Annotated in this window: 21 protein-coding genes; 16 read left to right on the forward strand and 5 right to left on the reverse strand. The window is 67.7% G+C overall.

Annotation, left to right across the window (positions count from 1 at the left end):
• The first annotated feature begins 61 nt into the window (after positions 1–61).
• The 3 genes from AC5P7S_RS09450 to AC5P7S_RS09460 all read left to right on the forward strand — a co-directional run bounded on the left by AC5P7S_RS09450 (position 62) and on the right by AC5P7S_RS09460 (position 4,796).
• On the forward strand, positions 62–2,143 hold the full coding sequence (locus AC5P7S_RS09450; RefSeq protein WP_095377116.1) for a TonB-dependent receptor family protein: 2,082 nt from the start codon (positions 62–64) through the stop codon (positions 2,141–2,143).
• 62 nt (positions 2,144–2,205) lie between these two features.
• Positions 2,206–3,978, forward strand: coding sequence for a chloride channel protein (locus AC5P7S_RS09455; protein WP_050562703.1), 1,773 nt, complete (start codon positions 2,206–2,208; stop codon positions 3,976–3,978).
• 101 nt (positions 3,979–4,079) lie between these two features.
• Entirely contained in the window at positions 4,080–4,796 is a 717-nt protein-coding gene (locus AC5P7S_RS09460; RefSeq protein WP_005416969.1) for an MgtC/SapB family protein, read from the forward strand.
• A gap of 1 nt (position 4,797) precedes the next feature.
• Here the strand turns inward: AC5P7S_RS09460 and AC5P7S_RS09465 are convergent, their stop codons facing one another.
• Positions 4,798–5,202, reverse strand: coding sequence for a MerR family transcriptional regulator (locus AC5P7S_RS09465; protein ID WP_005416971.1), 405 nt, complete (start codon positions 5,200–5,202; stop codon positions 4,798–4,800).
• A 63-nt stretch (positions 5,203–5,265) separates the two neighbouring features.
• On the opposite strand from AC5P7S_RS09465, the gene AC5P7S_RS09470 reads away from it, so the two are divergent.
• Positions 5,266–6,093, forward strand: coding sequence for a class I SAM-dependent methyltransferase (locus tag AC5P7S_RS09470; protein WP_095377117.1), 828 nt, complete (start codon positions 5,266–5,268; stop codon positions 6,091–6,093).
• 79 nt (positions 6,094–6,172) lie between these two features.
• Here the strand turns inward: AC5P7S_RS09470 and AC5P7S_RS09475 are convergent, their stop codons facing one another.
• The 4 genes from AC5P7S_RS09475 to AC5P7S_RS09490 all read right to left on the reverse strand — a co-directional run bounded on the left by AC5P7S_RS09475 (position 6,173) and on the right by AC5P7S_RS09490 (position 13,765).
• Complete coding sequence (locus AC5P7S_RS09475; protein ID WP_223224455.1) at positions 6,173–6,436, reverse strand: DUF6959 family protein; 264 nt, start codon at positions 6,434–6,436, stop codon at positions 6,173–6,175.
• A 148-nt stretch (positions 6,437–6,584) separates the two neighbouring features.
• On the reverse strand, positions 6,585–7,421 hold the full coding sequence (locus AC5P7S_RS09480; protein ID WP_095377118.1) for an OmpA family protein: 837 nt from the start codon (positions 7,419–7,421) through the stop codon (positions 6,585–6,587).
• A 61-nt stretch (positions 7,422–7,482) separates the two neighbouring features.
• Positions 7,483–12,549, reverse strand: a complete 5,067-nt coding sequence (locus tag AC5P7S_RS09485; RefSeq protein WP_095377119.1) for a YadA-like family protein — start codon at positions 12,547–12,549, stop codon at positions 7,483–7,485.
• A 235-nt stretch (positions 12,550–12,784) separates the two neighbouring features.
• Entirely contained in the window at positions 12,785–13,765 is a 981-nt protein-coding gene (locus tag AC5P7S_RS09490) for an AraC family transcriptional regulator (RefSeq protein WP_005416978.1), read from the reverse strand.
• A gap of 692 nt (positions 13,766–14,457) precedes the next feature.
• Here AC5P7S_RS09490 and AC5P7S_RS09495 point away from each other — a divergent pair.
• The 12 genes from AC5P7S_RS09495 to AC5P7S_RS09550 all read left to right on the forward strand — a co-directional run bounded on the left by AC5P7S_RS09495 (position 14,458) and on the right by AC5P7S_RS09550 (position 26,249).
• The gene (locus tag AC5P7S_RS09495) at positions 14,458–14,646 is read left to right on the forward strand and encodes a Flp family type IVb pilin (protein WP_005416979.1); all 189 of its coding nucleotides are present in this window, start codon (positions 14,458–14,460) and stop codon (positions 14,644–14,646) included.
• 89 nt (positions 14,647–14,735) lie between these two features.
• Positions 14,736–15,281 carry an A24 family peptidase gene (locus AC5P7S_RS09500; RefSeq protein WP_095377120.1) on the forward strand — a complete coding sequence of 182 codons (546 nt, stop codon included), beginning with the start codon at positions 14,736–14,738 and terminating at the stop codon, positions 15,279–15,281.
• Positions 15,278–15,754 (forward strand): TadE/TadG family type IV pilus assembly protein, encoded by a 477-nt coding sequence (locus tag AC5P7S_RS09505; protein WP_005416981.1) that lies wholly within the window; start codon positions 15,278–15,280, stop codon positions 15,752–15,754. The genes AC5P7S_RS09500 and AC5P7S_RS09505 overlap by 4 nt, the downstream gene beginning before the upstream one ends.
• Positions 15,755–15,779: 25 nt before the next feature.
• Positions 15,780–16,817 (forward strand): Flp pilus assembly protein CpaB, encoded by a 1,038-nt coding sequence (gene cpaB / locus AC5P7S_RS09510; protein ID WP_095377121.1) that lies wholly within the window; start codon positions 15,780–15,782, stop codon positions 16,815–16,817.
• Between the two features lie 18 nt (positions 16,818–16,835).
• Complete coding sequence (locus AC5P7S_RS09515) at positions 16,836–18,194, forward strand: type II and III secretion system protein family protein (protein ID WP_065178477.1); 1,359 nt, start codon at positions 16,836–16,838, stop codon at positions 18,192–18,194.
• Positions 18,195–18,222: 28 nt separating this feature from the next.
• Positions 18,223–19,479, forward strand: coding sequence for a CpaE/TadZ family protein (locus AC5P7S_RS09520; protein WP_065185731.1), 1,257 nt, complete (start codon positions 18,223–18,225; stop codon positions 19,477–19,479).
• Positions 19,464–20,810 (forward strand): TadA family conjugal transfer-associated ATPase, encoded by a 1,347-nt coding sequence (locus AC5P7S_RS09525; protein ID WP_053500164.1) that lies wholly within the window; start codon positions 19,464–19,466, stop codon positions 20,808–20,810. Before AC5P7S_RS09520 ends, AC5P7S_RS09525 begins: the two co-directional genes overlap by 16 nt.
• 2 nt (positions 20,811–20,812) lie before the next feature.
• Complete coding sequence (locus AC5P7S_RS09530) at positions 20,813–21,769, forward strand: type II secretion system F family protein (protein WP_095377122.1); 957 nt, start codon at positions 20,813–20,815, stop codon at positions 21,767–21,769.
• A 28-nt stretch (positions 21,770–21,797) separates the two neighbouring features.
• Positions 21,798–22,733 (forward strand): type II secretion system F family protein, encoded by a 936-nt coding sequence (locus AC5P7S_RS09535; protein ID WP_069138312.1) that lies wholly within the window; start codon positions 21,798–21,800, stop codon positions 22,731–22,733.
• The gene (locus tag AC5P7S_RS09540) at positions 22,733–23,623 is read left to right on the forward strand and encodes a tetratricopeptide repeat protein (protein WP_095377123.1); all 891 of its coding nucleotides are present in this window, start codon (positions 22,733–22,735) and stop codon (positions 23,621–23,623) included. Before AC5P7S_RS09535 ends, AC5P7S_RS09540 begins: the two co-directional genes overlap by 1 nt.
• Positions 23,620–24,087, forward strand: a complete 468-nt coding sequence (locus AC5P7S_RS09545) for a DUF3613 domain-containing protein (RefSeq protein ID WP_095377124.1) — start codon at positions 23,620–23,622, stop codon at positions 24,085–24,087. The genes AC5P7S_RS09540 and AC5P7S_RS09545 overlap by 4 nt, the downstream gene beginning before the upstream one ends.
• Before the next feature lie 8 nt (positions 24,088–24,095).
• Positions 24,096–26,249, forward strand: coding sequence for a TadG family pilus assembly protein (locus AC5P7S_RS09550; protein ID WP_095377125.1), 2,154 nt, complete (start codon positions 24,096–24,098; stop codon positions 26,247–26,249).
• The last annotated feature ends 58 nt before the right edge of the window (positions 26,250–26,307 follow it).

The raw sequence follows: 26,307 nt of genomic DNA on the forward strand, positions 1-26,307 counted from the left end.
ATTCCATTGGCGAATGGAATCAGCAATAATTCTCATTTACCGCCTTCCACAGCCCGCACCGATGCCCATCCCTGCCCTGCAACCGGCCCGCCTGCCGCTGGCCGCCGCCCTTACCCTGTGCCTGCTCCCGGCCGCCACCGCCTTCGCCCAGGACGGCGCCACCACGCTGGACAGCATCCAGGTCTCGGGCAGCTGGCTGGGCACCGGCCTGCATGACAGCGTGAAGAGCTTCGCCGGCGCGCGCACCGTGGTCGACCGCCAGCGCATCGAGGCCAGCGGCGCGGCCAGCCTCGGCGATGCGATGCGCCGCATCCCCGGCGTGCAGGTCACCGACAACTCCGGCACCGCGGGCAGTTCGGTGTCGCTGAACATCGGCGTGCGCGGCCTCACCGGGCGCTACTCGCCGCGCTCGACCGTACTGTTGGACGGCGTGCCGCTGGCGGTGGCGCCGTATGGCCAGCCACAGCTGTCGTTCGCGCCGACCAGCCTGTCCAACATCGAGTCGATCGACGTGGTGCGCGGCGGCGGCGCGGTGCGCTACGGGCCGCAGAACGTGGGCGGCATCATCAACTTCAGCACCCGCTCCATTCCCACCGAGGCCGGCCTGCACGGCGAAGCCGGCATGCGCTACACCGCCTACGACCATGGCGGCGGTGACAGCACCCAGTACAACGCCTTCCTCGGCGGTACCGGCGACAATGGCCTGGGCGCGGCCCTGCTGTACTCCGGCCAGGATGGTCGCGGCTGGCGCCGGGGCAGCGATGACCGCTTCAATGATCTCGCGCTGAAGTTCGCCTACGCCATCGATGCGCAGCAGGAACTGCGCGCAAAGCTGTCCTACTACGATGTGCGCTCGCTGACCCCGGGCGGCCTGACCCGCACCCAGTACGAGGCCGATCCGTTCCAGAACACCCGCCCCACCGATTTCTGGAAGGGCCACCGCACCGGCGTCGACCTGGGCTACACCAACACGCTGTCGGCCAACAGCGAGTTCGAGGTGCTGGCCTATTACAACGAGAGCACCCGTGCCAGCTCGCTGATCAACGCCGCCAACACCCAGCTGACCGTGCAGCCGCGCGACTACCGCGTGCTCGGCATCGAGCCGCGCTATACCCAGCGCCTGCAGTGGGGCAGCGCGATGCATGACATCACCGCCGGCTACCGCTTCCTGCGCGAGCGCGGCAACGACCGCAGCTACACCGTCGCCCGCCGCACCGGCGCGGCCAGTGCCACCACCCGCTTCGACAACGCCACCGACGCGCACGCCTTCTACATCGACGACCGCATCGCGATCGGCCAGTGGCGGATCACCCCGGGCGTGCGCATGGAATGGATCGACATGGACCGCCGCCAGGCCGGTGGCGCGGCAACCTTCAGCAGCCGCAACGACAAGGCCTTGCCCTCGCTCAACATCGCCTACCTGCTGACCCCGCAGCTGACCGTGTTCGGCAACTACACCACCTCGTTCGGGCCGGTGCAGAACATCCAGCTCAATTCGCAGACGGCCAACAACCCGCTGAACCCGGAAATCGCCAGGACCACCGAGCTGGGCGCGCGCTGGCAGGACGGCGCCCTGCGCGCGGAAGTGACCGTGTTCAAGATGCGCTTCGACAACCAGATCCTGCAGGTACCGGGAATCACCCCGCCGACCTTCCAGAACATCGGCGCCACCGACCACAAGGGCGTGGAGAGTGCACTGGAGTACCACTTCGCCGAGGACAGTGCGCTGGCCGGGTTGGAGCTGTACGCCAACTACACCTGGACCAAGGCGATCCAGCAGTCGGGCGACAACCGTGGCCTGGACGTGCCGTTCTACTCGCGCGACACCGACAGCGTCGGCGCCCGCTACGCGCTGGCCGGCTGGACCTTCAATGTCTCCAGCACCCACCAGAGCGGCCAGTTCTCCGATGCCGCCAACACCTGGGAAGAAACCGCCGATGCGCGCGTGGGCCGCGTGCCGGGCGTGCGCCTGTGGAACGCGCAGGTGGCCTGGCAGGTGCCGGGCCTGGGCGACAGCGAGATTGCGCTGGGCGTGAACAACCTGGCCGACAAGCGCTGGTACACCCGCAACGTTGATGGCAACGCCGGCCGCATGGTGGCCGCGCCGCGCACGTTCTACGTGCAGGGCCGCTACCGCTTCTGAGGCCATAACCGCCCGATGCAGTGACGGTGGCGCTCACGGTGGCGGCGTATCATGCCGCCACCATGTCACTGCCTGTTTCGCCATCGCGCCTGCATCTGGCCTTCCAGGGCCTGCGCCTGCGCCTGCGTGGCAGCGACCTGTGGTTCATCGCGCTGGCGTTGCTGGTCGGCTTGATCGCCGGCTACCTGACCCTGCTGCAGTCGGGCATCGCGCGCTGGCTGCAGGGCACGCTGTATGGGCTGGACGACGGTATGCGCCTGAGCTCCCTGCCCTCGCTGACATGGACCGCGCTGCTGGTGCTGCCGCTGGGTGGCCTGCTGGTCGGCCTGGTCAGCCTGGCCGCGACCCGGCTCAAGCGGCCCCTGCTCGATGCGGTGGAAGCCAATGCCCTGCATGGCGGCCGCATGTCGATGCGCGACAACCTGATCGTGCTGACCCAGACCCTGCTGTCCAATGGCTGCGGCGCCTCGGTGGGTCTGGAGGCTTCGTATACGCAGATGGGCGCCGGCAGTGGTTCGCAGCTGGGCCGGGTGATGCGCCTGCGCCGCAATGACGTGCGCATCCTGGTCGGCGCCGGTGCCGCCGGCGCCATCGCCGCCGCCTTCGGTGCGCCACTGGCGGGCGCGTTCTATGCGTTCGAGATCGTCATCGGCGCCTACACCCCGGCCGCACTGGCGCCGGTGGCGGTGGCTGCGCTGGCCGGCGCGTTCGTGGCCGACCAGGCTGGCATCGAGGCCTACCTGCTGCCCGCTGCCTCGACCATCGACGTTCGCGCCGCCGACTACGCCATCTACGGTCTGCTCGGCTGCTGCTGCGCGATGGTCGGCATTGCCATCATGCGGCTGATCGCCTCGATCGAGGGCACGGTCAAGCGCAGCCCGCTGCCTGCCTGGGGTCGGCCGGTGGTCGGTGGACTGCTGCTGATACCGCTGGCCCTGGCCAGCCCGCAGGTGCTGTCGTCCGGACATGGCGCCCTGCACCTGGACCTGACCACGCACCTGCCGCTGATCTGGATCGGCGGCCTGCTGACCCTGAAGTGCCTGGCCTCGGGCATCTCGCTGGGCTTCGGCTTCCGTGGCGGCCTGTTCTTCGCCTCGCTGTTCATGGGCACCCTGGTCGGCGCGCTGTTCGCCGGCCTGCTGGCCATGGCCACCGGCGTGCCGGTGGTCGACGCCACCTCCGCCGCGCTGGCCGGCATGGCAGCGCTGGCCGCAGCCGTGGTCGGCGCGCCGATGACCATGGCCATGCTGGTACTGGAAGGCACCCACGACTTCCTGCTGACCAGCGTGGTGATGAGTGCGGTGCTGGTCTCCAGCACTCTGGTACGGCAGTGGTTTGGTTATTCGTTCTCGACCTGGCGCATGCACCTGCGCGGGGAGACCATCAAGAGTGCCCGCGACGTGGGCTGGGTACAGAACCTCAACGCCGGCCGACTGATGCGCAAGGGCGTGGCCACCGCCCCGTCCGACCTTGACGCCGCCACGTTCCGCCAGCGCTTCCCGCTGGGCTCGGGCAGCCGGGTGATCCTGATCGACAGCGAGGGCCACTACGCCGGCATCGTGCAGATTCCGCGCGTCTACGGCGACGGCGTGAAACCGGAGACGGCGATTGGCGAGCTGGCCGAGAACCGTGACGTGTCGCTGTCGCCGTCCGCGGACGTGGTCAGCGTGATGCAGCGCTTCGACCAGACCCAGGCCGATGAACTGGCCGTGGTCGGCGCCGACGGCCAGGTGCTGGGCGTAGTGTCCGAAGCCTTCGTACGCAAGCGCTACGCTGAGGAGCTGGACAAGCGCCAGCGCGAACTGATGGGCGAGCGCGTCGACGACACCGACTGACCCGACAAAAAGGGGACGGAGGGGATTAAGTCGCTTCTGGCACTTTCGAAATCCACGCATGGCGTGGATCTACTGTCACCTCGACCGGGTAGACTCCGGCCATGCGCTTCATTGAGACTTTCCAGGCAGGTCCCTTCGCCGACACCGTGGTCAGCCTGCTGGCCGCCTTCGTGCTGGGTACGTTGATCGGTGCCGAGCGCCAGTACCGGCAACGCACCGCCGGCCTGCGCACCAACGTGCTTGTGGCAGTCGGCGCCGCCGCCTTCGTCGACCTGGGCATGCGCATCGCCGGCAGTGCCGAGGCAGTACGGGTGATCTCCTACGTGGTCTCCGGTGTCGGCTTCCTCGGCGCCGGCGTGATCATGAAGGAAGGCATGAACGTGCGTGGCCTGAACACCGCCGCCACCCTGTGGTGCTCTGCAGCGGTCGGCAGCTGCACCGGCGCGGACATGCTGGCCGAGGGCGTGCTGCTGACCGTGTTGATCATCGCCGGCAACACCCTGCTGCGGCCGTTGGTGAATGCCATCAACCGCATTCCGATCAACGAGGCAGCGACCGAAGCCACCTACGAGGTGCGCCTGAGCGTGGATGCCGACGCCGTGCCGCGGGTGCGCGAGCGCCTGGTCGATGCGCTGGAAGCGGCGCAGTATCCGGTGGGCGATGTGCAGGTGGTCGAGCATGCCGACGCGCCTACCGATGTGATCGCGGTGCTGGTCAGTACGGCCGTGAGTGCCGATGAACTGGACGTGGTGCTGGCACGGATGGAGCAGGTGCCGGGCGTGCTGCATGCCACGTGGGAAGTCAGTACCCGCGATTGATTCAACCGCCCATCCGCTGCTGCGCGCGCAACAGTTTCCGGAACGAACCGCACTTGCGGGCATCCTCCGCCTGCGGGCAGGCCGCTGCGCGCTGCAGGTGCCGGCGCACCCGCTGCAACCGGGTGATCTGCCGCTGCAGCACCTCGGCTTGTGCCAGCAGTGCCTCGCGGTCGAGTGAGATGCACCCCTGCTGCGACGGCAGCGATGCACCGATCTGCTGCAGCGACAGCCCGGCCGCCTGGCCCAGGCCGATCAGCGCCAGCCGTTCCAGCACCTGCGCGTCGTACTGCCGGCGCAGGCCGCGGCGCCCCAGCGCCTGCAGCAACCCCAGCTGTTCGTAGTAGCGCAGGGTCGAGGCCGGCACGCCACTGCGCTTGACCACCTCGCCGATATCCAGTTCGCGCACGGGCTTGACCTCAAGTGACCTTCAAGCACCAAGCTATGGGCAACTACCCGGCGAGGCAAGGCCATGGCAAGCACATCTCCCATTGATCAGAACGCCCTGTGGAACGGCCCTGGCGGCCAGGCGTGGGTTGCGCAACAGGCTGTTCTTGACGGCCTGTTCCAGCCGATGGCTGACATGCTGGTCACCGAACTTCCTGAGACCGTTACCGAACTGCTCGACATCGGCTGCGGCACCGGCGCCAGCCTGCTGGCCGCGGCCGCAGCGCGTCCCGCGGCACATTGCACCGGCCTGGACATCTCCGCGCCGATGCTGGCGCTGGCCCATCAGCGCGCCAAGGCGGCAGGACTGGATGCGGACTTCATCGTGGCAGACGCGCAGCGCCATCCGCTGCCGCCCGCGCACTTCGACTGGATCCAGTCGCGGCTGGGCGTCATGTTCTTCGAGGACAGCCAGGCCGCGTTCGCCAACCTGCATCGTGCCACGACACCGGGCGCTGGGCTGCGCTTCATCGCGTGGCGCAGTGCCGGGGAGAATCCGTTCATGACCACCGCCGAGCGCGCCATTGGCGATGAACTGGATCTTCCGCCCCGCGTACCCGGCGCACCGGGACAGTTCGCTTTTGCCGATGGCGAGCGTGTGCAGCGCCTGTTGCAGGCCGCCGGCTGGAATGACGTGGAAGTGGTTGCGGTGGACCTGCCCTGTTCGCTCGCCCGCGAAGACCTGCCGACCTATGTTGGTCACCTGGGACCGTTGGGACTGGCCCTGCGATCGATGCCGGAAGCCCGCGCCGCAGTGCTTCGCGAAAAAGCACTGGCCGCATTCGCGCCGTTCATCGAAGGTGACCGCGTTCGCGTGGATGCCGCCTGTTGGTTGATCCGCGCCCACGCTTGAAAAAAGGGGACGGAGGGGATTAAGTCGCATATGCCCCGGTTGTGCCGGAAACGACTTAATCCCCTCCGTCCCTTTTTTGCTAGAGGGCCTCGCCGGCGTCGGCCAGGCGCGATTCGATCAGGGCGTACCACTGCTGCAGCACGTCGATCAGCATGTCCAGCTCGGCATCGGTGCGCTGTGCGCGGCCACTGCGCAGGCAGGCCTGGGCTTCCTGCAGCTGGGCCAGGAACCCGGCCACGGTATCGGCCTGCAGGATCAGGCCCGGCAGGCGCCGCCCGGGGATGCGCACCACGGCATGGTTGCCGAGCTGACCATACACGCTGAGCGTAGCTTCCGTCTTCATGGAGAGGGGCAGGAATTGGGCATTCATCGCGTGCACCGTTTGGAAACCTGAGCCGCAGGCAGGCGTGGACGACGGGGGAGACGTTGCCACGCCTGCCGGCGGTCAGGGGGGACTCGGGATGCCGGGGCATCGCCCCGGCGCAGGAAGGTCAACGTGGCTGTGCCATCCCGGCGATCTGCACGCGCCGGTTCGGCGCCAGGCAGGCAATCAGCTCGCGCCGGTTGCGCTGCTCGCACTGCACGATCGGCTCGGCCGCACCGCGTCCTTCGGCACTGATGCTGGCTGCAGGCACGCCCCCCTGCACCAGCGCGTTGCGCACGGCATCGGCGCGGCGCTGCGACAGTGCCTGGTTGTAGCTGGCGCTGCCAATGCGGTCGGTGTAGCCGGTTACCTTGATCGACTGCACCTGCGCGGCCTCGCGTACCTGCGCCAGGATGCCCTGCACCGCCTGCTGGCCTTCGGCGCTGAGTACCGCGCTGTCGAATCCGAACAGCGCGTCGGCCGACAGCCGCAGGGGCTGCTCCGGCAGCGGTGCCGGTGCCAGCGGCGCTGGTGGCCGCGGCGGTTCGAGCACGGCCGCGCACGACTCCGGCTTCCAATAACCGCCCTGCGCGATGCCCTTGCTGTCGAAGCGCACCTGGAACTGGCAGGTGAAGTACTCCGCGCCCTGCGTGGTGCGGAAGTTGAACAGGTAGTTCCACTCGCGCACGCCCCACATGCCTTCATTGAAGTGCGGCGTGCCCAGCAGCGTGTACAGCTGCCGCTTGCTCATGCCCGGCGCGAAGCGGCGCAGGTCGGCGACGTCGGGATAGATGCCTTCCTTCAGCGAGGCCTTGGAGGCCTCCGGGAAGTGCACGGCGGTGGCTTCGGCAGGACCGTCGGCGGCCGGCGCATGGCTGCGGCAGGCGGCCAGCAGGCCCATCCCCAGGATCAGGCCCAGCGTGGCGGCACATTGGCCGGCGCGGGCGATGCGATGCTGTTTCATGTCGTTCCCCCTGTAGACGTTTCCGCGATGCCGGGCCGCGGGTGCGGCCCGGCGGCGGGGATTACCACTGGATGCCGGCACCGACGGCCACACCGGCCTCGCCACGGCTGTTGGTCGAACCGCTGAACTTGTAGATCCAGCGGCCGCCTTCGGAGACACCGGAGATACCGACCGCCACGCCCGATTCGCCGTTGTAGCTGCCAGCCGCGATCGAGGCCATGCTGCGGCCCGCCTCGCTCGGCTGCGGCAGCGCTGCGGTGGCCATCGCCGACGCGATACCGGCCGAAGCACGATTGTCGGTCTTGCGCAGGTCGCGCTCGAAGCCGCCCATGCGCTCGTCGGTGTAGGCCTTGGACCAGTCCAGGGTCTGCGCCATGCCCGACTTCAGCTGGTCGACGTTGACGGCATCGGTGCCAGCAGTACCGGCGGCGACGTTGCGCACCGTGGTCGGGCCGCTGCTGGTGCTGCCCAGGGTGACACTGTTGTAGTTGGTCGCGCCGTTCACCGTGGTGTCGTAGCGGATCGTGCCCTGCTGCGAAGCCTGCAGCTGGCGCACGTTGACCGCATCGGTGGCCTGCGAGCCGTCTGCCACGTTGACCACCTGGCGTTCGGCACCGGCGGCACCGACAGAGACCGTGTTGGCCCGGTTCGCGACCGAACCCGCACCCAATGCCACCGAGTTGTCGGCCTGCGCCTGCGAACCATTGCCCAGCGCGGTCGAGTTGGCACCGGCGGCGGTGGAGCCTGCGCCGCCGGCGGCCGAGTTGGCGCCGCTGGCGGACGGATCGGCCAGGTTGTTGGTGTTGTTGGCGCGGAAGCTGCCCGCCACGTTGGTGATGTTCTGGATCTTCTGGTCGGTGTACTTCTTCGACTCGTCGATGGCGTAGTTCACGCCGTTCTTCAGTTGGCCGACATTGGTCGCGTCATAGGTGTCCGAGCCATCGGCTACGTGGGTGATCTTGCGTTCGCTGCCACTGCTGCCGACCGAGACCTCACCGGCCGAATTGCTGGCACCGGTCTGCCCGTAGGCGCCGGTGTAGCCGCTCTGTGCACCGACGCTGGCGACCGAACCGGCACCCAGCGCCACGCTGTTGCCGGCACTGCTGCTGGCACCGTTGCCGACCGCCACGCTGTTCGCACCGGCTGCGCTGGCCTGCGGGCCGACCGCCACCGCTTCCGCACCAGCCGCGGTGGCTGCGGCCGCCGTTGAGTTGACCGCCAGGTACGCACTGCCACCACCGCCATTGGTGATGCGCTGGTTTAGGACCTTCAGCGAGCCGTCGACAGCGGTGAAGGCGGCGGTGACGTTGTTGTAGTCGCCGCTGGTGAAGGTGCCATCGGTGGCGATGCTGGAGATGCTGAACGTCGGCGCGGTCCACACGTTGGTGGTGCCGTTGTAGGCGGTGGTGCCGCCGAAGTAGGTGGCGATGGTGCTGTTCGTGCTGAACAGCTGGTCGCCGGTGATGGCATCACTGCTGCCAGCCAGGATGCTGCCGGCGGCGACGTTGGTGATCTTCACCGCGCCGGTGCCGGTACCCGTCAGGGTCACGCTGTTGAGCACGTTGCCACTGCCATCGACGTCGTACTTCACGGCCAGCTTGTCGATCTCGCCGGTCTGGTCGGCAACGTTGGCCAGCGAGTTGCTGACTGCATCGAACGCGGTGCCAACATCGTTGTAGCTGCCCTTGGTCACGGTGCCGTTGGCGGCGACGTTGTTGATCGAGTAGGTCGGTGCGGTCAGTACGCCGTTGGCATCGACCGCGGCACCACCGCCCAGATGGGTGGCTACCGCCTGGTTGGCGGCAAACAGCTGGGCACCATTGATGGCCTCACTGCTGGTGGCACTGACCTGGCCCGGGCCAAGGTTGCGCAGCGTGGTTGCCGTGCCGGTCTGGCCCAGCGTGGCGCTGGCGTAGTTGACACTGCCGTCGGCGTTGAGGTCATAGCGCAGCGCGCCCTGTTCCGATGCCTGCAGCTGGCCAACATTGACCGCGTCGGTCGCAGCAGTACCGGCTGCCATGTTGGTGACCTGGCGCTCGGCACCGGCCGCACCGATGGACACGCTGTTGGCACGGTCAGCCAGGCTGCCGGCACCCACCGCGATACTGTTGGCGGCAGTGGCGCGGGCGTTGGTACCGACCGCGATCGAGTCGGCGCCGGTGGCCAGCGCCTCGGTACCGGTCGAGTTCACCCGCAGGTACTTGGTGCCACCGTTGCGGATGTCGGTGATCTGCGTATTGAGGTTGACCAGCGAGCCATCGACTGCGGCGAAGGCATCGGTGGCATTCTCATACAGGCCCTTGGCGATGGCACCACCAGTGGAGATCGTGCTGATCTCGAACAACGGTGCAGTAAAGATGCCGCTGGCCGGATCGAAAGCCGCACGACCACCGAAGAAACTGGCGATGGCACTGTTGGTAGCCGCCAGCTGGCCGCCGTTGACCGCCTCCAGGCTACCGGCGGTGACCGCGCCGGCGGCAAGATTGCCGATGGTGGTGGTGCCGGTGCCTGCGCCGAGCGTGACCCGGCGATAGTTCGGGTTGCCCGAGCCGTCCAGGTCATAGGTGACCGCTGCGGAGGCCACATCGTCGATCAGACTGATGGCGCCCTTCAGCTGGGCCACGTTGACAGCATCGGTATTGGCGCTGCCCGCGGCAAGGTTGGTGATCTGGCGCTCGCCGCCACCGGCCGTGCCCACCGACACTTCGCCGGCCGAGACCTGGGGTGCGGTGAGGCCGTACGCGCTGTAGCTGGCCTGAGCGCCGCGCAGTGCAGCGGAGCGGTAACCCAGCGCGACCGAGTTGGCCTGGTTCGAAGTGGCTTCGGCACCCAGCAGGGTCTGTCCGTTGGCGGTGCCCACGGCACTGTCACCGACGACGACCGAGTGGCCCATGCGGGCGGCATAGTCGGCCGTCGGCACGCCGGTCGGATTGCTGGGATCGTTGACGCCATCGCCGGGGAAGGCGACATTGGCATCGACCTTCGGCAGTTCATGGCGTGCATTGGCACCGATCACCACTTCCTTGGACCCGTTGGCGAAGGCGCCATCGCCCATCAACACCTGGTAGTCCTGTGCCGCGTTGACCGCCCAGCAGGAAATATCGGCCAGCGCGATGTCCAGGCACTTGGCCGCCCACGCCGGCGAGTCGGTTGGCAGAAGGAGGCCCAGCAGGCCACCGGGATTGCCGTTGTTGATGTTGTAGATGTAACTGTCGGAAGTCACGCCACCGATCAGGGTCAGGTGCGAGCTGCCGCCCGTGGCTGCGCCGCCCAGGCCATTGAGCGTGCTGCCGACCGGCGACAGGTTGACTACCGGCAGGCCCAGCACATTGACCGTCGAATAGGTCTGCATGACGTTGGCGTTGCTGAGCTTGAGATTGCCGTTGCTCAGGTAGCCGTTGCCGCCGAACAGGCTGGTGGTGGTCGGCCCGATCAGCTGGCCGACATTGCCGACCAGGCCACCGGTGCCGATGATCAGGCCAGCATTCGGATCGGCCGGCGCGGGCGCCTTCGGGCTGGTTGGCGGAATCGCCGAGGGTTGGGTCAGGCCGAGGCTGCCCAGCGTGCCTCCCACCAGGCCACCCACGGCGCTGCCCAGGTTGCCGACGGTGCCATTGAGATTGCCGTTGAGCAGGTTGCCCACCGCGCTTCCGACACTGCCCAGCGTGCTGCCCAGCACGCCGCCCAGGTCGCCGGTGGGGCTGCCGGTGGTGCCGTTGAGAATGCCGCCCACGGCGCCGCCGACCTGGCCGACGGTGCCGTTCAGTGCGCCGCCCACTGCACTTCCAACGGTACCGACAGTGCCGTTCAGAGCACCGTCCACGGCGCCGCCAACCTGGCCGACTGTGCCGTTCAGAGCACCACCAACTGCGCCACCGACTGCGCCAACCGTGTTGTTGAGCGTGCCGCCCACGGCGCTGCCGACCTGGCCGGCGGTGCCGTTCAGTGCGCCGCCCACTGCACTTCCAACGGTACCGACAGTGCCGTTCAGAGCACCGTCCACTGCGCCGCCGACTGCGCCTACCGTGTTGTTGAGCGTGCCTCCCACTGCGCCGCCAACCGTGCCGACTGTACCGTTCAGCGCGCCACCCACCGCGCTACCAACTGCACCCGCGGCACTGTGAAGCGTCCCACCGACAGCACCCACCGCACCACCCACCAGGTTGCCGACGCCCAGTGCGCTGTGCTGCGCCGCGACGGTCGCCTGTCCGGCCAGCTTCAGGTTGCGATCGGCCACTACCTCCTGGCCGTCCGGCGCCTGCACGCGCACCTTGCCGGCGACGCCGGCATCGAACGCGGCGCTGATGGCACGATCATGGGTTTCACCCGGCAGCTCCTCCTTGGCCGGCAGCGTGACTGCCGCCGTCGCCCGGGCCTGGCCCTGCCCTTCGATGTGATGGCCAGCGACCGCCAGATGCGTGTCGGCCTTGCCGTCGACGGTGGCTTTCAGCCCAGGCAGTGATCCGGCGGCTGCACCGCTGAGGCCGGCGGCCGCCCGGGCACCCGTATCGATCGAAGCGACCTGGCGGCCAGCGATGCCGACCTTGGCCCTGGCGCGCGCATCGGCAGCGACGCCCAGCGGCGCCTGGGCGCCGGGCGCGACGTGCGCAGCCAGCGATGCATCCACCTGTGCCGCCCTGGCCGCAGCGTTGCCCACCCCAACATTGGCGCGGACATCAGCCGCCAGCGCCGGCACGGCCACTTGCTTCGGCACGGTGTTAGCTGCCAGCTTCACCTGCACGGTGGCCGGCAACACGTCAGGTACCAGCGGCAGCGACGTGGTATTCAACTGCAGGCCCAGACGAGCATCCGCACTGATTGCGGGGCTGTTCTGCGCCTGCCGCGCGGCGGCAGCCAGGGCCACCTCCGCGTCAACCTTGACCGGCATCGGCTGCGCATACTTTGCCGCGAGTGCTTGCAGGTCACGCAGCGATTGATTGGTTTCCGAGGCCCCAGCGTGACCGCTGGCCAGCGCACACAGCAGTGCCAGCGTCAGGCCCGTGGGCATCAGCAGGAAGGCGCGCGGATCGCGTGCGGCGCTGCCGCCGCTGTCGCCGGTGGCCAGTTCCGAGGCCACAACCAGAGCATTGAGCTGGCGGTTCCATACACGCCGGTAGATGCGGTTCATGAGCATTTCCCCCGTAGGCGAACAACTGGAATGTCTGTGGACTTGCCGCTAGGCAGGTGACTGACATTTCAGCGGTTGCAACGAGGGCGGTGCACTTCAATCCGGCACGGCAATCGCGCATTCCGGCAAATCCACGGCCGGAATCGGCAGCCGGCTATGCATAAGCGGCAACACGATCGGCAAGCGGATACGCAATTCCGGCATAAACACCGCAAAAACCCTTGCCGGGCCTGGATCAGGCCGGTTGGCCGATCTGCGCGGGTGCGCGCATCAGGGTGTCGCGCGGCAGTTCGCCGAATACCTTGCGGTAGTTGTCAGCGAAGCGCGACAGGTCCCACAGCCCGCAGCTCAGGGCGATCGCCTTCACCGAGCGACGGCTGGAGTCTGCCATCGACAGGCTGCGGCAGGCCGCGCACAGGCGCAGCATGGAGAGGTAGCGGTTCGGCGAGGTTCCAAACAGGTCCTCGAACGCATAGCGCAGGCCGCGCTCGCTGACGCCGGCGGCATCGCAGATCTCGTTCATGTAGATGTTGCGACGCAGGTTGAGCCGCATGAAGTTCTCTGCACGCTGCGCGATCAGATAATGCGTGCGCCGCGCACGGGTGCAGCCCGGGCGATCCGCCGCACCGGCGCCCAGCAGGGCCTGCACATGCTCATGCAGCAGGTTCTCGGTTTCATCCGGCTGCAGCCCTGCCCCCTGTCCCAGCTGCAGGTGCAGCTGCTGGTAATGGCGCGCCAGCGGCGTGGCGTCGCTGGCCAGGTTGAACAGCGAAAGTGCCTGGCCAGCAGGTGGCGTGCTGCGCAGGCTCAGTTCGGTCAGCTTGCGCTGGACGCGGGCCACCGGCACCAGCATCAGGGTCATGTGCGTGCCCGGGCTCAGGGTGAACTCACTGATGCCCTCCGGCATGATCGTCAGCGCCATGCCCGGCGTGAGCGGCACGCCGTGGCACCAGCTCATCGTTTCATCGGTGGCGTGCAGGTACCCCAGCATCGCCCAGTCCGGCGGCAGCATGAAACGGCCACGGCAATGAAAGCCGCAGGTGATGCTGCAGAACAGGGCTTCCTCGTGCACGCGCGAAGCGAACGCCGCCCGTGGCCCGTTGCCATCCAGCAGCAGCAGTTCGACATCACAGACGCGAAGCACGCCGCTCAGCGTGGCCAGGTCTATGGACCGAAGGCCGCTGTCGTCGCTGTCCTCTACCCCACCATCGACCATGACAGTGTTGTCCCCCCGTTGATCCGCCATCCGCTGCGGCCCCCACTGCCTGACAGGGCGCGCAACGATCCAGAATCCATTTCTGTTGCCACGCCGGCGGCGCCGGCGTCGATGCGATCGTACAAATCAATGCAAGAGCTTGAATGCGAGTATGCCCAATAATCGGCAAAGGTAAACCCGCGGCCCGGCATGATGAAAATGGATACACAAGTGAAGAAAATGTCGGAGCGGCTGGCACGGTTTTCGCATCGACCACAAAGCAAATCACATTATCTGCACGACAATGAATCGTTTTGCGTGCGAACGGATTTTCGTCACAGAAACCATCTGAAATTTTCAGGCTTCCGGGGTTTCTGCCGAATTTGCATATAGGTTCCGGTTGCAGCCAACCGCCATTCAGGCAAAGTCGACATTACGGTGATCCGGCCATCTGATCTGGCCGCACCCAGGGGGACAGCATGACCACGCACGCATCACTGGATGCCTCGACCACCGGCCCCGGGCCGTCCGGTCGCGACCGTGCGGCCGATGTCCCGCCTGGAAACGATCACCCTGCTTGAGCACAGCGGGCCAGTCCCGCCGTGCCTCCTCCGCCAGGACGCGCGGAGGCCCACGGACGATCCCGGCGGAGCCGGGCCACCGCCCAACGCAGGTGTACTGCATCCGCAGACAGGTAGAGGGAGACATTGGTCATGAACGCATCGATCCGCAAATTCCTGAAGGAAGAAGACGGCGTCACCGCGCTCGAGTACGGGCTGCTGGCTGCCGTCATCGCTGGCGTCCTGATTGCGGTCGGCAACGACCAGATCAAGGGGTTCTTCGAAACGCTGTTCAAGAACCTCTCCGCACTGGCCACCAAGGCGTCGGGCTCGACGACCTGAGCGGCGACCGCGCGCGGCCGGCAGGGCCGCGACGGCGGGGCGCATGGAACCAGGCGAAGACCGTCCAGTGACGGACGATGGAGTGTGCGATGACAGTGCTGGGATTGTTGGCCATCGGCGTCTGCCTGCGGATCGCGATCAGTGATCTGTATGCCCGTCGGGTTCCCAACACCTGGCTGGTCGCCGCATGCGTGATCGCCACTGCGGTGATCGTGGTCGGCCAGTTCAGTGCGCCGCGCCAGCCGTGGCTGCCCCACCTGGCCGGCGCGGCGATCGGCCTGTTGGCGCTGCTGCCGCTCCATGCCCTGCGCTGGATGGGCGCCGGGGACGTGAAGTTCTTCGCCGTGGTGGGCCTGATGCTGGGCTGGCAGGCGCTGCTGCCGGTCTGGCTGGTAGCGAGCCTCGCGGCTGGGTTGCATGCCGTGCTGGTGCTGGCCGGTCGCCGCCTGGGCGTGCTGCTGCCCGGTCACCTGCAGATGCAGGTCAATCGCACCAGCACGCAGTGGCAAGCGCATCCGGTGCTGCGTGACATGCAGGCCGCCCGCCAGGGACGGCGTGGCATTCCCTATGCAGCCTACCTGGCACTGGCCGCCATCGGCTGGGTGCTGGCCAGCATCTACGGAGGTGCACCATGAACATCCGCAGCCCACGCCTGCAACGCGGTGTCGCCAGCATCGAGTTCGCCCTGATGCTGATGCTCGGCCTGTTGCCGCTGCTGCTGTTCACCTTCTCCGGGGTGATGATCATGGCGGCGCAACAGACCCTGGCCACCGCCTCGGCCGAAGGCGCGCGCGCCTCGCTGCGCTACGGCACCGCCAGCGAACGACGCACAGCCGCCTGCGTCGCCGCACGCACCTCGATGCAATGGTTGCTGCAGTTTTCCAGGCAGAACGTGGACTGCAGCGCGGGGGGCAGCAACGCCATCGTGGTGTCGGCACAGGCGCCCTGCGCCGGTCTGGCCACGGCCCAGTGCATGACCGTGACGGTCAGCTACGACTACGCCAACCATCCCTTCCTGCCCGGCACCGCCACGCTCTACAAGTGGGTGATGCAGGCCCCCATCCGCAGCGTCGCGGTCGCGCAGCTCGATCTCGGCAGCGGCAATTGATGATCGGTACTTTGGAGACGGTTCCATGCTCAAGTTGACCCGCATCGCTGCCGTCGCCCTGATCGGCCTGGCCGTGCTGCTGGCGCTGATCGCCTTCATGATCGGGCGCAAACCCGCCGCACCTGCAACGGTCGCACCAGTCGCTCACAACGAGACGCAGGCGATCACCGTGGTCGAAGCCGTGGCACGCCTGCCTGCGGGCGAGCCGATCAGCGCCAACGGCCTGCGCCTGGCCCAGCGCACCTCACCCGTCCCCGGCGCCGCTACCAGCATTGCCGCCGTGACCGGCAAGGTGCCGGTGCAGGACATTGCCGAAGGCAGTGTGATCAACGGCAGCGCGTTGGCTCAGGGCTTCTCGCTGCAGCTGCGGCCGGGCGAGCGTGCACTGGCCGTGCCCGTGGACGAACTGGTCGGTGCCGGCAACCGCATCCTTCCCGGTGATTTCGTCGACGTCTTCCTCAACCTCCGCAACGCCCAGCCCAACATCAACAGCCCTGGCGAAGCCGCGCAGACGCGCCTGCTGCTGTCGCGCCTGCGCGTCCTGAGCTACGGCCAGCAGGACATCGTGCCGGTGGCCACAGAGACTACTTCCAACAGCGAGGCCGACTCCCGCAACGACCCGCGCGCTGCCGACATCACCGGAAGTGGCAGCACGCACAGCAACAGCAATGAAGCGCCGCAACCCGCACGCAGCGCGGTGCTTGCGGTACCGGTGGCCGACGCCAACCGGCTGCTGCTGGGTGCGCAGCAGGGCAAGCTTTTCCTGGCCCTGCGCAATCCCGCCGATACCGGCCTGCCCGACCTGGCGTTGTTCCCGCAATCGCGCGGAGTGATCGACCCACTGCGTGGGCTCGACGCCGAACAGCAGCTCGCCCTGCAGCGGCCGGAGAACCACGCTTTTGCCGGTATCGACAGCGACGCGCTGGCCGGACGTGGCAGTGCACCGCAACGCGGCACCCCGGATTCACCGTCGCGCGCGCCGGCGCCACGTCGCAGTGCACCGCGCGCGTCGGGGATCGAGATCATCCGCGGCGACAGTTCCGCATCCCGTGCCTCCCTTTGACCTGCATCGAGTGCATCCATGACCGAACGTCGCCGCCGTCCACGCCTCTCCCTCCGCCAGCGCTGGCTGGCCCTGCTGCTGGTGCTGCTGGCGCCGGCAACGAGCGTGGCCGCCGATGACCTGGTGCTGCAGGCGCGCGAGCAGCGTCCCTGGAACCTGCCGGCCGACCTGGAGCGGGTGGCCATTGCCGACCCGGGTGTGGCCGACATCGTGATGCTGCGCGGGCAGCGCCAGGCGCTGCTGGTCGGCAAGATGCCCGGTACCACCACCCTGCTGCTGTGGCACCGCAGACAGGCCGAGCCACAGCGGTTGACGGTACGGGTGCAGAGCGCCGTACAGGGCGCTGCCAGCACCGGCGGTACCGGGCTGGTGTTCACCCAGCAGGACCAGCAGGGCCTCCTGCAGGGAAGCACCGACAGCATGCTCACGCACATGCAGGAACAGCGCACTGCGGCGATGGCGCTGGGCAAGGACGGCATGCTTGCCGATGCGTCCACCATCAACAGTGGGGGCGTGGTCCAGGTCGAGGTCAAGGTGGTCGAGTTCAACAAGACCGCGATGAAGCAGATCGGCATCAACTTCCAGAACCGCAACGGGGGCTTCGCCTATGGCTTCGCGCGGCCCGGCACTGGCCTGCCCGGCAATACCGGCCTGCTGCCCGGCATGAAGGAAGGCAACAGCAGCAACGAGGCCGTGTCGCCGATTTCCTCGGCGTTCCGGCTGGTGTTCGGCTCGACCAAGGGACTGTGGAACGCCGATGTCGAACTGCTGCAGAGCAATGGCATGGCCCGCGTGCTGGCCGAGCCGACGCTGGTGGCACTGTCCGGCCAGAGCGCCAGCTTCCTGGCCGGTGGCGAGCTGCCGATCCTGGAGCCGCAGGGGCTTGGCACCACCACCATCACCTACAAGCCCTTCGGCATCGGCCTGACCGTGACCCCAACGGTACTGGCGCCGAACCGGATCGCGCTGAAGGTGGCGCCGGAGGCGAGCGACCTGGACTACAGCAACGCGATCGTGCTCAACAACGTGCAGATTCCCTCGATCACCACCCGTCGCGCCGATACCACGGTCGAGCTGGGCGATGGCGAGAGCTTCGTCATCGGTGGCCTGGTCAGCTCCAACATCGTCTCCAACGTCAACAAGATTCCACTGCTGGGCGACCTGCCGATCATTGGTTCGTTCTTCCGCAACTTCGACTACAAGCGCCAGGACAAGGAGCTGGTGATCATCGTCACCCCGCGTCTGGTGCAGCCGCTGGCACGCAATACCGAACTGCCGCTGCCTGGCGAGCGCGAAGCCAAGCCGCATCTTCCCGAATGGGGATCGTGGTTGCTGGGGCCGGTCAGCCAAGACCCGGTGCCCGGCTTCTCGCGCTGACTTCCATGATGCCTGTAGAACCACGCCCATGCCCTACGCCACCGCCCAGCCGCTGCATCCGCAAGGACCGCCGATGAACCTGGTCCTGTACGGCATCGACCGCGAACTGCTGCCCCGGCTGGCCGCCAAGCTGCCGCCGACCACCACCCTGCACTGGCAGGACAGCAGTGCGCCAACGTCGGCGCAGGACCTGCAACGCGGCCCGCAGAGCCTGGTGCTGCTTGACTTCCGGCCCGAGCACGCGGCTGCCTCGAGCGTACTGGCACAGCAGCTGCAGCAGACCCAACCGGACCTGGCGCTGGTCGCGGTCGGCGCCACCAGCGCCGGCCAGGTCGAAGGCGTGGTGATCGCGCTGCGCGCCGGCCTGCGCGATGTGCTGGACCTGGACAGTGACAACGCCGGCATCGAGGCGGCACTGCGGCGCGCACTGTCACCGCGCCCGGCCGCAGTGGCGCAGCATGCGCACAAGGCGCGCCTGATCGTGCTGCTGGGCGTGCGCGCAGGCGTCGGCACCAGTACCCTGGCCGCACATCTTTCGGTGCTGGCGCAACAGACGCGGGCCCTCGCCCAGGGCGATGCAGTGCAACAGGACGGCCTCCTGATGGAACTGGCACAGCCCACCGGTGACCTTGCGCTGTACCTCAATCTCGACAGCCGCTTCCACTACGAGGATGCGCTGCGCAACGCCAGCCGCATCGACGCCACCCTCGCACGCACCGCGATGGCGCGCCATGACTCCGGGCTGGTGCTGCTGGACCGTGCCGGCGGCAGTGATGCCGTGCCCCCGTCCGACCCTGGCGCGCTGCTGCAGCGCCTGCGCGGGGTGTTCGCCAGCGTGCTGTGTGATGCCGGCGGCTGCCCGCTGCGGCAGCTGCCGCCGCTGTTGCTGGACCAGGCAGACGAGATCTGGCTGGTCACCGATGCGTCGATCGCCACGCTGGTCTCGCTGGACCAGGCACTGAAGCATCTTGCAGGCCAGCGCGAGCGCGAAAAGCGCCTGCAACTGGTGATCAACCGCCACGACGACAGCAGCGGCATGAGCCCGGAACAGATCGCACGCCGCTTCGAACTGCCGTTGCTGGCGACATTGCCTGAACGACCGCGTGTGCGCCTTGCCGCCAGCCAGGGCCGCCTGCTGCTGCAGGATGCGCCGCGCGATCCCTACCTGCGTGCCCTCGCCCCGCTCGTGTCACGGCTGGACCCGGCTGCCTGCCCGGTCCAGCCGCATGGCCTGCGGGAAAGACTCTCCCTTGCCCTGGGTGGATCGCAATGGAAGACAAGGTAACCCCGTTCCCGCATGCCGTTGCCCGCCCGCTGCTGCACGAAAGCCCGGGCCACCTGCCGTTCGCACAGACCGAGCAGTACCAGAAGGTGCTGTCGGCCGCGCATGAGCACCTGCTCAACAGCATCGAGGACGAGCGCATCGACATCGATTCCTGGGCCCCGGATACCATCGCCCGCTGGGTGCAGGTACAGACCGTGGGCTTCATCCAGGAATGGCGCATCCCGATCAACGAAGAAGAGATGCAGGTGGTTGCCGAGGGCCTGGTCAAGGAGCTGACCGGTTTCGGCCCGCTGGACGACCTGCTCCACGACCCCTCCATCGAAGACATCCTGATCAACGGTTTCAAGGACGTGCACGTTTCGCAGGGTGGCCAGCTCCGGCGTGCCACCCAGCGCTTCACCGATGACACCCACCTGCTGCGCATCCTGCGCCGCATCCTCGCGCCGCTTGGCCGCCGGCTGGATGATTCCAATCCGATGGTCGATGCGCGCCTGCCCAACGGCGGCCGCCTCAACGCGATCATCTCGCCACTGGCGGTGGACGGGCCGATGGTGTCCATCCGCAAGTTCCGCAAGGACCCGTTCACCCCCGACGAGCTGCTTGCCAAGGGCACCTTCGACGCACCGATGCAGGCCCTGCTGAAGGCGATGGTGCTGGGCCGCTGCAACATCCTGGTCTCCGGCGGCACCAGTTCCGGCAAGACCTCGCTGCTGAATGCACTGGCCAGCTACGTGCCACCCAGCGAGCGCGTCATCACCGTGGAGGACACCGCCGAGCTTTCGCTGAACCATCCGCACGTGGTGCGCCTGGAAAGCCGCATCGGCGGCGCCGAGGGCCAGGGCGCGGTCAGCATCCGCGACCTGGTGCGCAACAGTCTGCGCATGCGCCCGGACCGCATAGTGGTCGGCGAAGTGCGAGGCGCTGAAGTGCTGGAAATGCTGCAGGCGATGAATACCGGCCATGACGGATCGATGGCCACCATCCACGCCAACACGCCACGCGACTGCCTGTACCGCATCGAGATGCTGGCAGGCTTTGCCGGCTTCCAGGGCAGCGAGGACAGCCTGCGCCGGCAGATTGCCAGCGCCATCGACTTCATCGTGCAGATCTCGCGGCTGGGCAGCGGGCGCCGGGTGCTGGTCTCGATCACCGAGATCACCGGGGTCAGCGACAACCTGATCACCACCCAGGAAATGTTCCGCCACGAGGTGCAGATCGACGCCACCGGCCGCGAGACCGACCGCTGGATCGGCCTGGGCTTCCATCCGCACTCGCACAAGCTGGAGCCGTTCCGCCAGCAACTGCGCGAATCGCTCTACGGGGACTTCTGAGCATGGGCACCGGCCTGCTGCTGGGCGTGTTGAGCATCATCTCGGTGCTGCTGGCGCTGGCCGTCTGGCTATGGGGCACCGCCGCCAGCCGTGAGCAGCGCCAGGCCTCGCTGCAGCATGCCGAGCAACAGCTGGCGCGCGGCAGCGCGGCCGGCGCGGTACCGGCCGGGCCTGCCGTTGCGGCGGCCAACGATTCGACCCGCCCGGCCAGCACCGGAACCCGTGTACTGCCGTGGGACGGTGTCCTGCAGCGCGCCGGCCTTCCGCCGGGCTGGAAGCTGCCACTGATGCTGCTGGTGCCGGGACTGATGCTTGCGGCCGTGGCGGCGATGCGGCTGGGCACGGCCTGGATGTTTCCGCTGACCCTGCTGCTGTACCTGCTGGGCTGCTGGCTGTGGGTGATGCGCCGGATCACGAAGCTGCGCGCGCAGCTGCTGCACCAGATGCCGGACTTTCTCGACAACCTGGTCCGCCTCACCGCGCTGGGCAACAGCCTGCAGGCCGCGTTCCAGGTGTCTTCGATGCAGACCAGCGCGCCACTGCGCGGCCTGCTCGACACCACGGTGCGCTATGCGCGCAGCGGCATGGACCTGGATCGTGCATTGAGCCTGGCCGCGCAGCCGTACCGGATGGACGTACTGAAGGTGCTGGCAGTGGTGATCGGCGTGAGCGTGCGCATCGGTGGCCGCGCCGACCAGATCCTGCAACGCATGGGCGATTTCATGCGCGACCTGGAACAGGCCCAGCAGGAACTGGCGGCCACCACCTCGGAAACACGGATGTCGGCCTGGGTGCTGGGGCTGCTGCCACCCGCCAGTGCGGTGCTGATGGCGATCTCCAGCCCGGCGTTCTTCCAGCCGGTGCTGCACGACCCGCTCGGTCACAGGATCCTGTTGATCGCGCTGGGCCTGGAACTGCTAGGGGCGTTCCTGCTGTACCGCCTGGCCAAATCGCTATGACCGCCCACAGCCGCCCCGGAGGTGCCCGATGAGCGCCAGCGCCTGGTTCGCCCTTTCGCTGCTGGTGCTGGCGGCCGGCGTCGCCCTGCTCGGTATTGCCGGCTGGGTGCGCAGCCATCGCGAGCACCGCACCTCAGCCACACTGAAAACCGCCCTGCAGCCGCGTGAGGAAGGCCGCGACACCGAGGCCACGCGCCGCGACTCGCTGGGCTGGATCGAGCGTTTCGGGCGCTCGCTCAGTGGCGGCCGCCTGGAGGCTGCGCTGCTTGCCAACGAAGACAAGCTGCTGTTGGACCTGGCTGGCTGGAACACGCGCCGTGGCACCGCGATCTATCTCGGCCTGCGCCTGCTGCTTGCCCTGTTGGTGCTGGCGCTGGCGCTGGCGTTCAGCAGCGCGCACGGGCTTGCCAAGGTGATGGTGGTGATCGGTGCGCTGGCGGCCGGGCTGCTGCTGCCGAAGTTCGTGCTGTCGTCGTGGGTCAAGCGCCGCCGCCGTGCGGTCGAGAACGAGCTGCCCCTGCTGATCGACCTGCTGCGCCTGCTGCAGGGCGTGGGCTTCAGCATGGACCAGAGCCTGCAGACGCTGGGCGACAAGCTGCGCGATGCATTGCCGGTACTCGGCGGCGAACTGCAGGAAGCCAATGTGGCCTATACCCATGGCCGCACGCGCGCGCAGTCATTGCGGCGGCTGAGCGAGGTCTACGCCGATGATGACCTGGCCAGCCTGATGCAGTTGATCCTGCAGGTGCATGCGCACGGCGGCGCAGTGCAGGAGCCGTTGCGCCAGTTCAGCCTCCGCCTGCGCGAACAGCGCCGCAACGCGTTGAAGGAAAAGGTCGGCAAGCTCTCGGTGAAGATGACCGTGGTGATGATGCTGACCCTGTTGCCGGCACTGATGCTGGTGCTTGCCGGCCCGGCGCTGGTCGCGCTGGCCACCACCCTGTCCAAGATGGGATCTCCCTGATGCCTGCCCTGCGCACCTCCTGCCTGCTGCTTGCCGTCGCCCTCGCCGCCCTGGCCAGTGGCTGCGCCTCGACCACACCGAAATATGTGCGGGCGCCCAGCCTTGCGCCGCCGGAACCCGATCCGCAGGACAGCCGCAACGCCTATCTGGAGCTGATCGAACGCATGCAGCAGCAGGGCGCCTGGTATGCCTCGCTGGCCCACGTGGAGGCCTTCCGCCAGCGCTATGGTGATCGCCCTGCCCTGCGCCTGCTGCAGGCCGACGCACTGCGCGAGACCGGCCAGGCCGACGCGGCGATCGCGCTGTATCGCGAGCTGTCCAGCGGGCCGCAGGCCGCGGCGGCCGCCCACGGCCTGGGCCTGATCGCTGCACGCCGCGACGACGACGCCGGAAGCGAACAGGCGCTGGCGCGCGCCACGCAGCTGCAGCCCTTGAACACCGACTACCTGGGTGACCTGGGCTATGCACGGCTGCGTGCCGGCCAGTTCGATCAGGCCCGCGAGCCGCTGGCCAAGGCCCTGGAACTTTCACCGGGCAACGCCAAGGCAACGGCCAACCTTGCACTCTGGGCGGTACTGCGCGGCGACCAGGCGACGGCGGAGCGGCTATCGGCACAGGCCAGCCTCAACGAGGAAACGCGCCGAAGCATCCAGCAGCAGGCCCAGCAGATCCGGACGCGCCTGCAGCAACGACAGGCCGCTGCTGCCGCCAACGCAGCCACACCTGCACACACGGCGAGCGTCGAGAGTGGCGCTCGTGCATCGGGCGGCGCACGGCTGGCGAGCGAACCCCACCGCGACCCGCGCGACCAACGCGATCCGCAGCGCCTGCCACCCTCGATGCTGGAACGCTTCAGCGCCACCGACCACCCGACCGGAAGCACACCATGACCACGATGCGCCAGATCCGACGCCTGTTGCCCGTGCTGTGCTGCCTGCTTGTTGCCGGTGCCGTGCAGGCGCAGCAACAGCCATTGACCGGACAGATGCTCGGTGGCCCCTCACTGTCGGCACCGGCTACAGCGCCGATGCAGGCCGAGCCGCTTCCCAGCCTGGACATCGCCGCTCCCTCCGCATCCGCCGGGGGGGCCACGGCGCAAGCGACGAGCATCGCAAACGACATCGCACCAGCATCGCCCGCAGCACCGCGCGCGCGTCTGCCCAGCGGCGAGGCCACCCGCAACCTGTTCCGCCTGCAGGCCTCCGGGCAGCAGGCCGGCCAGCGCCTGCCGATCCTGGGTGACCAGGCCACGCTGAGCTATGCGCGTTACCTGAAGAGCTTTGAACACGAGATCCCGGACTTCTTTGAGACCGATGTCTCCCGGTCCAAGGACGCCTCCTCCTCCGGACGCTGAGGTCGGCCATGAAACGCCCACGACAGTTCAGTTTCAGCCGCGCACGCGGCGGCATGTCGGTCACGATGATGCTGGTCATGCTGGCGCTGGTGGCCATGCTGGGCCTGATAGAGATCGGCTATCTGTTCTGGGCCAAGCGTGATGCGCAGAAGGTGGCCGACCTTGCCGCACTGGCCGGCGCACAGCGGCTGGAGCTGTGCAGCCCGGACAACAGCGACAACAGCGCTGCCCGGCAGAATGCGGTGGTCCAGAACGGGTTCGCAGGCACCCTGCAGATCCGCTGCGGCAACTGGAGCGCCAGCCGTGGCACCGGCACCCGCTTCGTCACCAGCGTCGATGCCAGCAATCCCCGCAATGCGGTTCAGGTGATCGCCGAGCGCAGCGTGCTGCCCTTCTTCGGTCAGACTTCCAGCCTGCCCACCGTGAGCGTGCAGGCCGTGGCGCGCCGTGCCGAACCCACCGCGGTGTTTGCGGTCGGCTCGCAGCTGCTGCGGACCAATGGCGATTCAGTGCTGCTGTCCACCCTGCGCCTGGTTGGCCTGGACGTCACCAATGCCACGGTGCTGTCCTATGACGGCCTGGCACAGGCCAACGTGACTCCGTCCGGCCTGCTGAAAGCGCTCAACATACCGGTAAGCGCCAACCTCAGCGTGGCCGACTTCAATCGCCTGCTGTCGGTCAACAAGATTTCGCTGGCACAGCTGGTCGATGCTACCGCCACCGTGGTCGGCCGTGACTCCGCAGTGGGGGTGCAGCTGCGCGCCCTGTCCGATCTGGTTGCCACCCAGCTGGACATCAACAAGCTCAACATCGTGCTTGGCAGCCAGTCCGGCGGCGGTGGCCTGTTTGCCGAAGTTGTCTCGCCCGACGGCACGGTCGGCAGCGCACTGGAGTCACAGATCAACGTGCTCAACCTGATCAACACCGCGATCTCCATCGCCAACGATGGCAACGGCGTGGCGGTCAAGGGACTGGACCTGCTGGGCATCAGGATCCAGGCCGGCGTGGTCGAGCCGCCATCGATCGCCATCGGCGGCGTCGGCAGCCGTGCCTACAACGCGCAGGTGCGGCTGATGGCGGACGTGGACAGCAACAACCTGTTCGCGCTGGGGCCGCTGCTGAACCTGCTTGGCACGCGCCTGCACCTGCCGTTGCACGTCGACGTGGCCAACGGTATGGGCACCTTGACCGGCATCCAGTGCGGCGGCAGTCCACCCAAGGCCACGATCCAGGTGGACTCGTCGGTGCTGCGCGCCTGCGTCGGCAATGTCGACCCCGCACAGCGCTTCTCCAAGGCCAATGTCTGCGATGCCACGCTGCAGGACGAACAGCTGCTGAAGCTGCTGGGCCAACCATTGATCAACGACAGGATTACCCTGCCCGCCCTGACCAGCACGCAGACCCTGACCCTGGCCGCCGGTGAGACCGGCTCGACCCGGTTCAACCCGCTCGCGATCGGTGACGCAGTGTCGAGCCTGGTCAACGAACTGCTACGGGTGCTGTCGGGCATGCTCAATTCGCCCAAGCAGGGCATGAACGCCAACGACACCGCCAAGGCGCTGGCCGATCGCTATCTGCAGGCGGCGTTTCCCACGGGTGGACGCTACGACATCGACAAGCTCATTCCACTGCTGCGCGACGGCGATCCCGGCAAGCAGCTGGCTCCGCTGAACAGCTGGACCGTGCCGGGTGGGCTGCCATATGCGTGCGGGCTGCTCAACCTGACCACCTGCCACAAGGACGGGCCGGTCTGGGATGCGCTGAAGGTTACGGTCACCGGCCAGGGACTGGGCGTGCTCGACGGTCTGCTCGGCTCGCTGGTCGGCGGCCTGCTGATCAACCGCTGCGACAGCCTGCTCGGCAACCTGATCGATTACAACGGCTGCGTGCGCAACAATCTGGCGTCCTACATCCAGACCGCACCGGCCGGCTTTCTCGATGGTGCCGGGGGAACGGGTGTCACCAACCCCGATGGCAGCGTCAGCTGCAGCGGACTGCTGTGCACCCTGCTGAAGCCGATCCTGGCCGCACTGCGGCCGGTGCTCAACAGTATCGGCACCCTGCTGACCAACCTGCTGGCCAGCGTGCTGGGCGTTGAACTGGGCCGGACCGACGTCAATGTGCAGTCGATCCAGTGCAGCGCCGCACAACTGGTCTACTGACCGGTGACGGGCGCCCTTGGCGGCGCCCACACCCATGCTAGACTCCCGGCGGGGAACC

The sequence above is a fragment of the Stenotrophomonas sp. YJH_SMC_32 genome, assembly GCF_059369975.1.

Excerpts from the sequence above, each read along its gene's own strand:
- AC5P7S_RS09505 (WP_005416981.1), top strand. The coding sequence starts at position 15,278 with ATGAACATCCGCAGCCCACGCCTGCAACGCGGTGTCGCCAGCATCGAG.
- AC5P7S_RS09470 (WP_095377117.1), top strand. The coding sequence starts at position 5,266 with ATGGCAAGCACATCTCCCATTGATCAGAACGCCCTGTGGAACGGCCCT.
- AC5P7S_RS09490 (WP_005416978.1), bottom strand. The coding sequence starts at position 13,765 with ATGGTCGATGGTGGGGTAGAGGACAGCGACGACAGCGGCCTTCGGTCC.
- AC5P7S_RS09475 (WP_223224455.1), bottom strand. The coding sequence starts at position 6,436 with ATGAAGACGGAAGCTACGCTCAGCGTGTATGGTCAGCTCGGCAACCAT.
- AC5P7S_RS09495 (WP_005416979.1), top strand. The coding sequence starts at position 14,458 with ATGAACGCATCGATCCGCAAATTCCTGAAGGAAGAAGACGGCGTCACC.
- AC5P7S_RS09530 (WP_095377122.1), top strand. The coding sequence starts at position 20,813 with ATGGGCACCGGCCTGCTGCTGGGCGTGTTGAGCATCATCTCGGTGCTG.
- AC5P7S_RS09500 (WP_095377120.1), top strand. The coding sequence starts at position 14,736 with ATGACAGTGCTGGGATTGTTGGCCATCGGCGTCTGCCTGCGGATCGCG.
- AC5P7S_RS09450 (WP_095377116.1), top strand. The coding sequence starts at position 62 with ATGCCCATCCCTGCCCTGCAACCGGCCCGCCTGCCGCTGGCCGCCGCC.
- AC5P7S_RS09515 (WP_065178477.1), top strand. The coding sequence starts at position 16,836 with ATGACCGAACGTCGCCGCCGTCCACGCCTCTCCCTCCGCCAGCGCTGG.
- AC5P7S_RS09550 (WP_095377125.1), top strand. The coding sequence starts at position 24,096 with ATGAAACGCCCACGACAGTTCAGTTTCAGCCGCGCACGCGGCGGCATG.
- cpaB (WP_095377121.1), top strand. The coding sequence starts at position 15,780 with ATGCTCAAGTTGACCCGCATCGCTGCCGTCGCCCTGATCGGCCTGGCC.
- AC5P7S_RS09525 (WP_053500164.1), top strand. The coding sequence starts at position 19,464 with ATGGAAGACAAGGTAACCCCGTTCCCGCATGCCGTTGCCCGCCCGCTG.
- AC5P7S_RS09480 (WP_095377118.1), bottom strand. The coding sequence starts at position 7,421 with ATGAAACAGCATCGCATCGCCCGCGCCGGCCAATGTGCCGCCACGCTG.
- AC5P7S_RS09540 (WP_095377123.1), top strand. The coding sequence starts at position 22,733 with ATGCCTGCCCTGCGCACCTCCTGCCTGCTGCTTGCCGTCGCCCTCGCC.
- AC5P7S_RS09455 (WP_050562703.1), top strand. The coding sequence starts at position 2,206 with ATGTCACTGCCTGTTTCGCCATCGCGCCTGCATCTGGCCTTCCAGGGC.
- AC5P7S_RS09485 (WP_095377119.1), bottom strand. The coding sequence starts at position 12,549 with ATGAACCGCATCTACCGGCGTGTATGGAACCGCCAGCTCAATGCTCTG.
- AC5P7S_RS09460 (WP_005416969.1), top strand. The coding sequence starts at position 4,080 with ATGCGCTTCATTGAGACTTTCCAGGCAGGTCCCTTCGCCGACACCGTG.
- AC5P7S_RS09520 (WP_065185731.1), top strand. The coding sequence starts at position 18,223 with ATGCCCTACGCCACCGCCCAGCCGCTGCATCCGCAAGGACCGCCGATG.
- AC5P7S_RS09545 (WP_095377124.1), top strand. The coding sequence starts at position 23,620 with ATGACCACGATGCGCCAGATCCGACGCCTGTTGCCCGTGCTGTGCTGC.
- AC5P7S_RS09535 (WP_069138312.1), top strand. The coding sequence starts at position 21,798 with ATGAGCGCCAGCGCCTGGTTCGCCCTTTCGCTGCTGGTGCTGGCGGCC.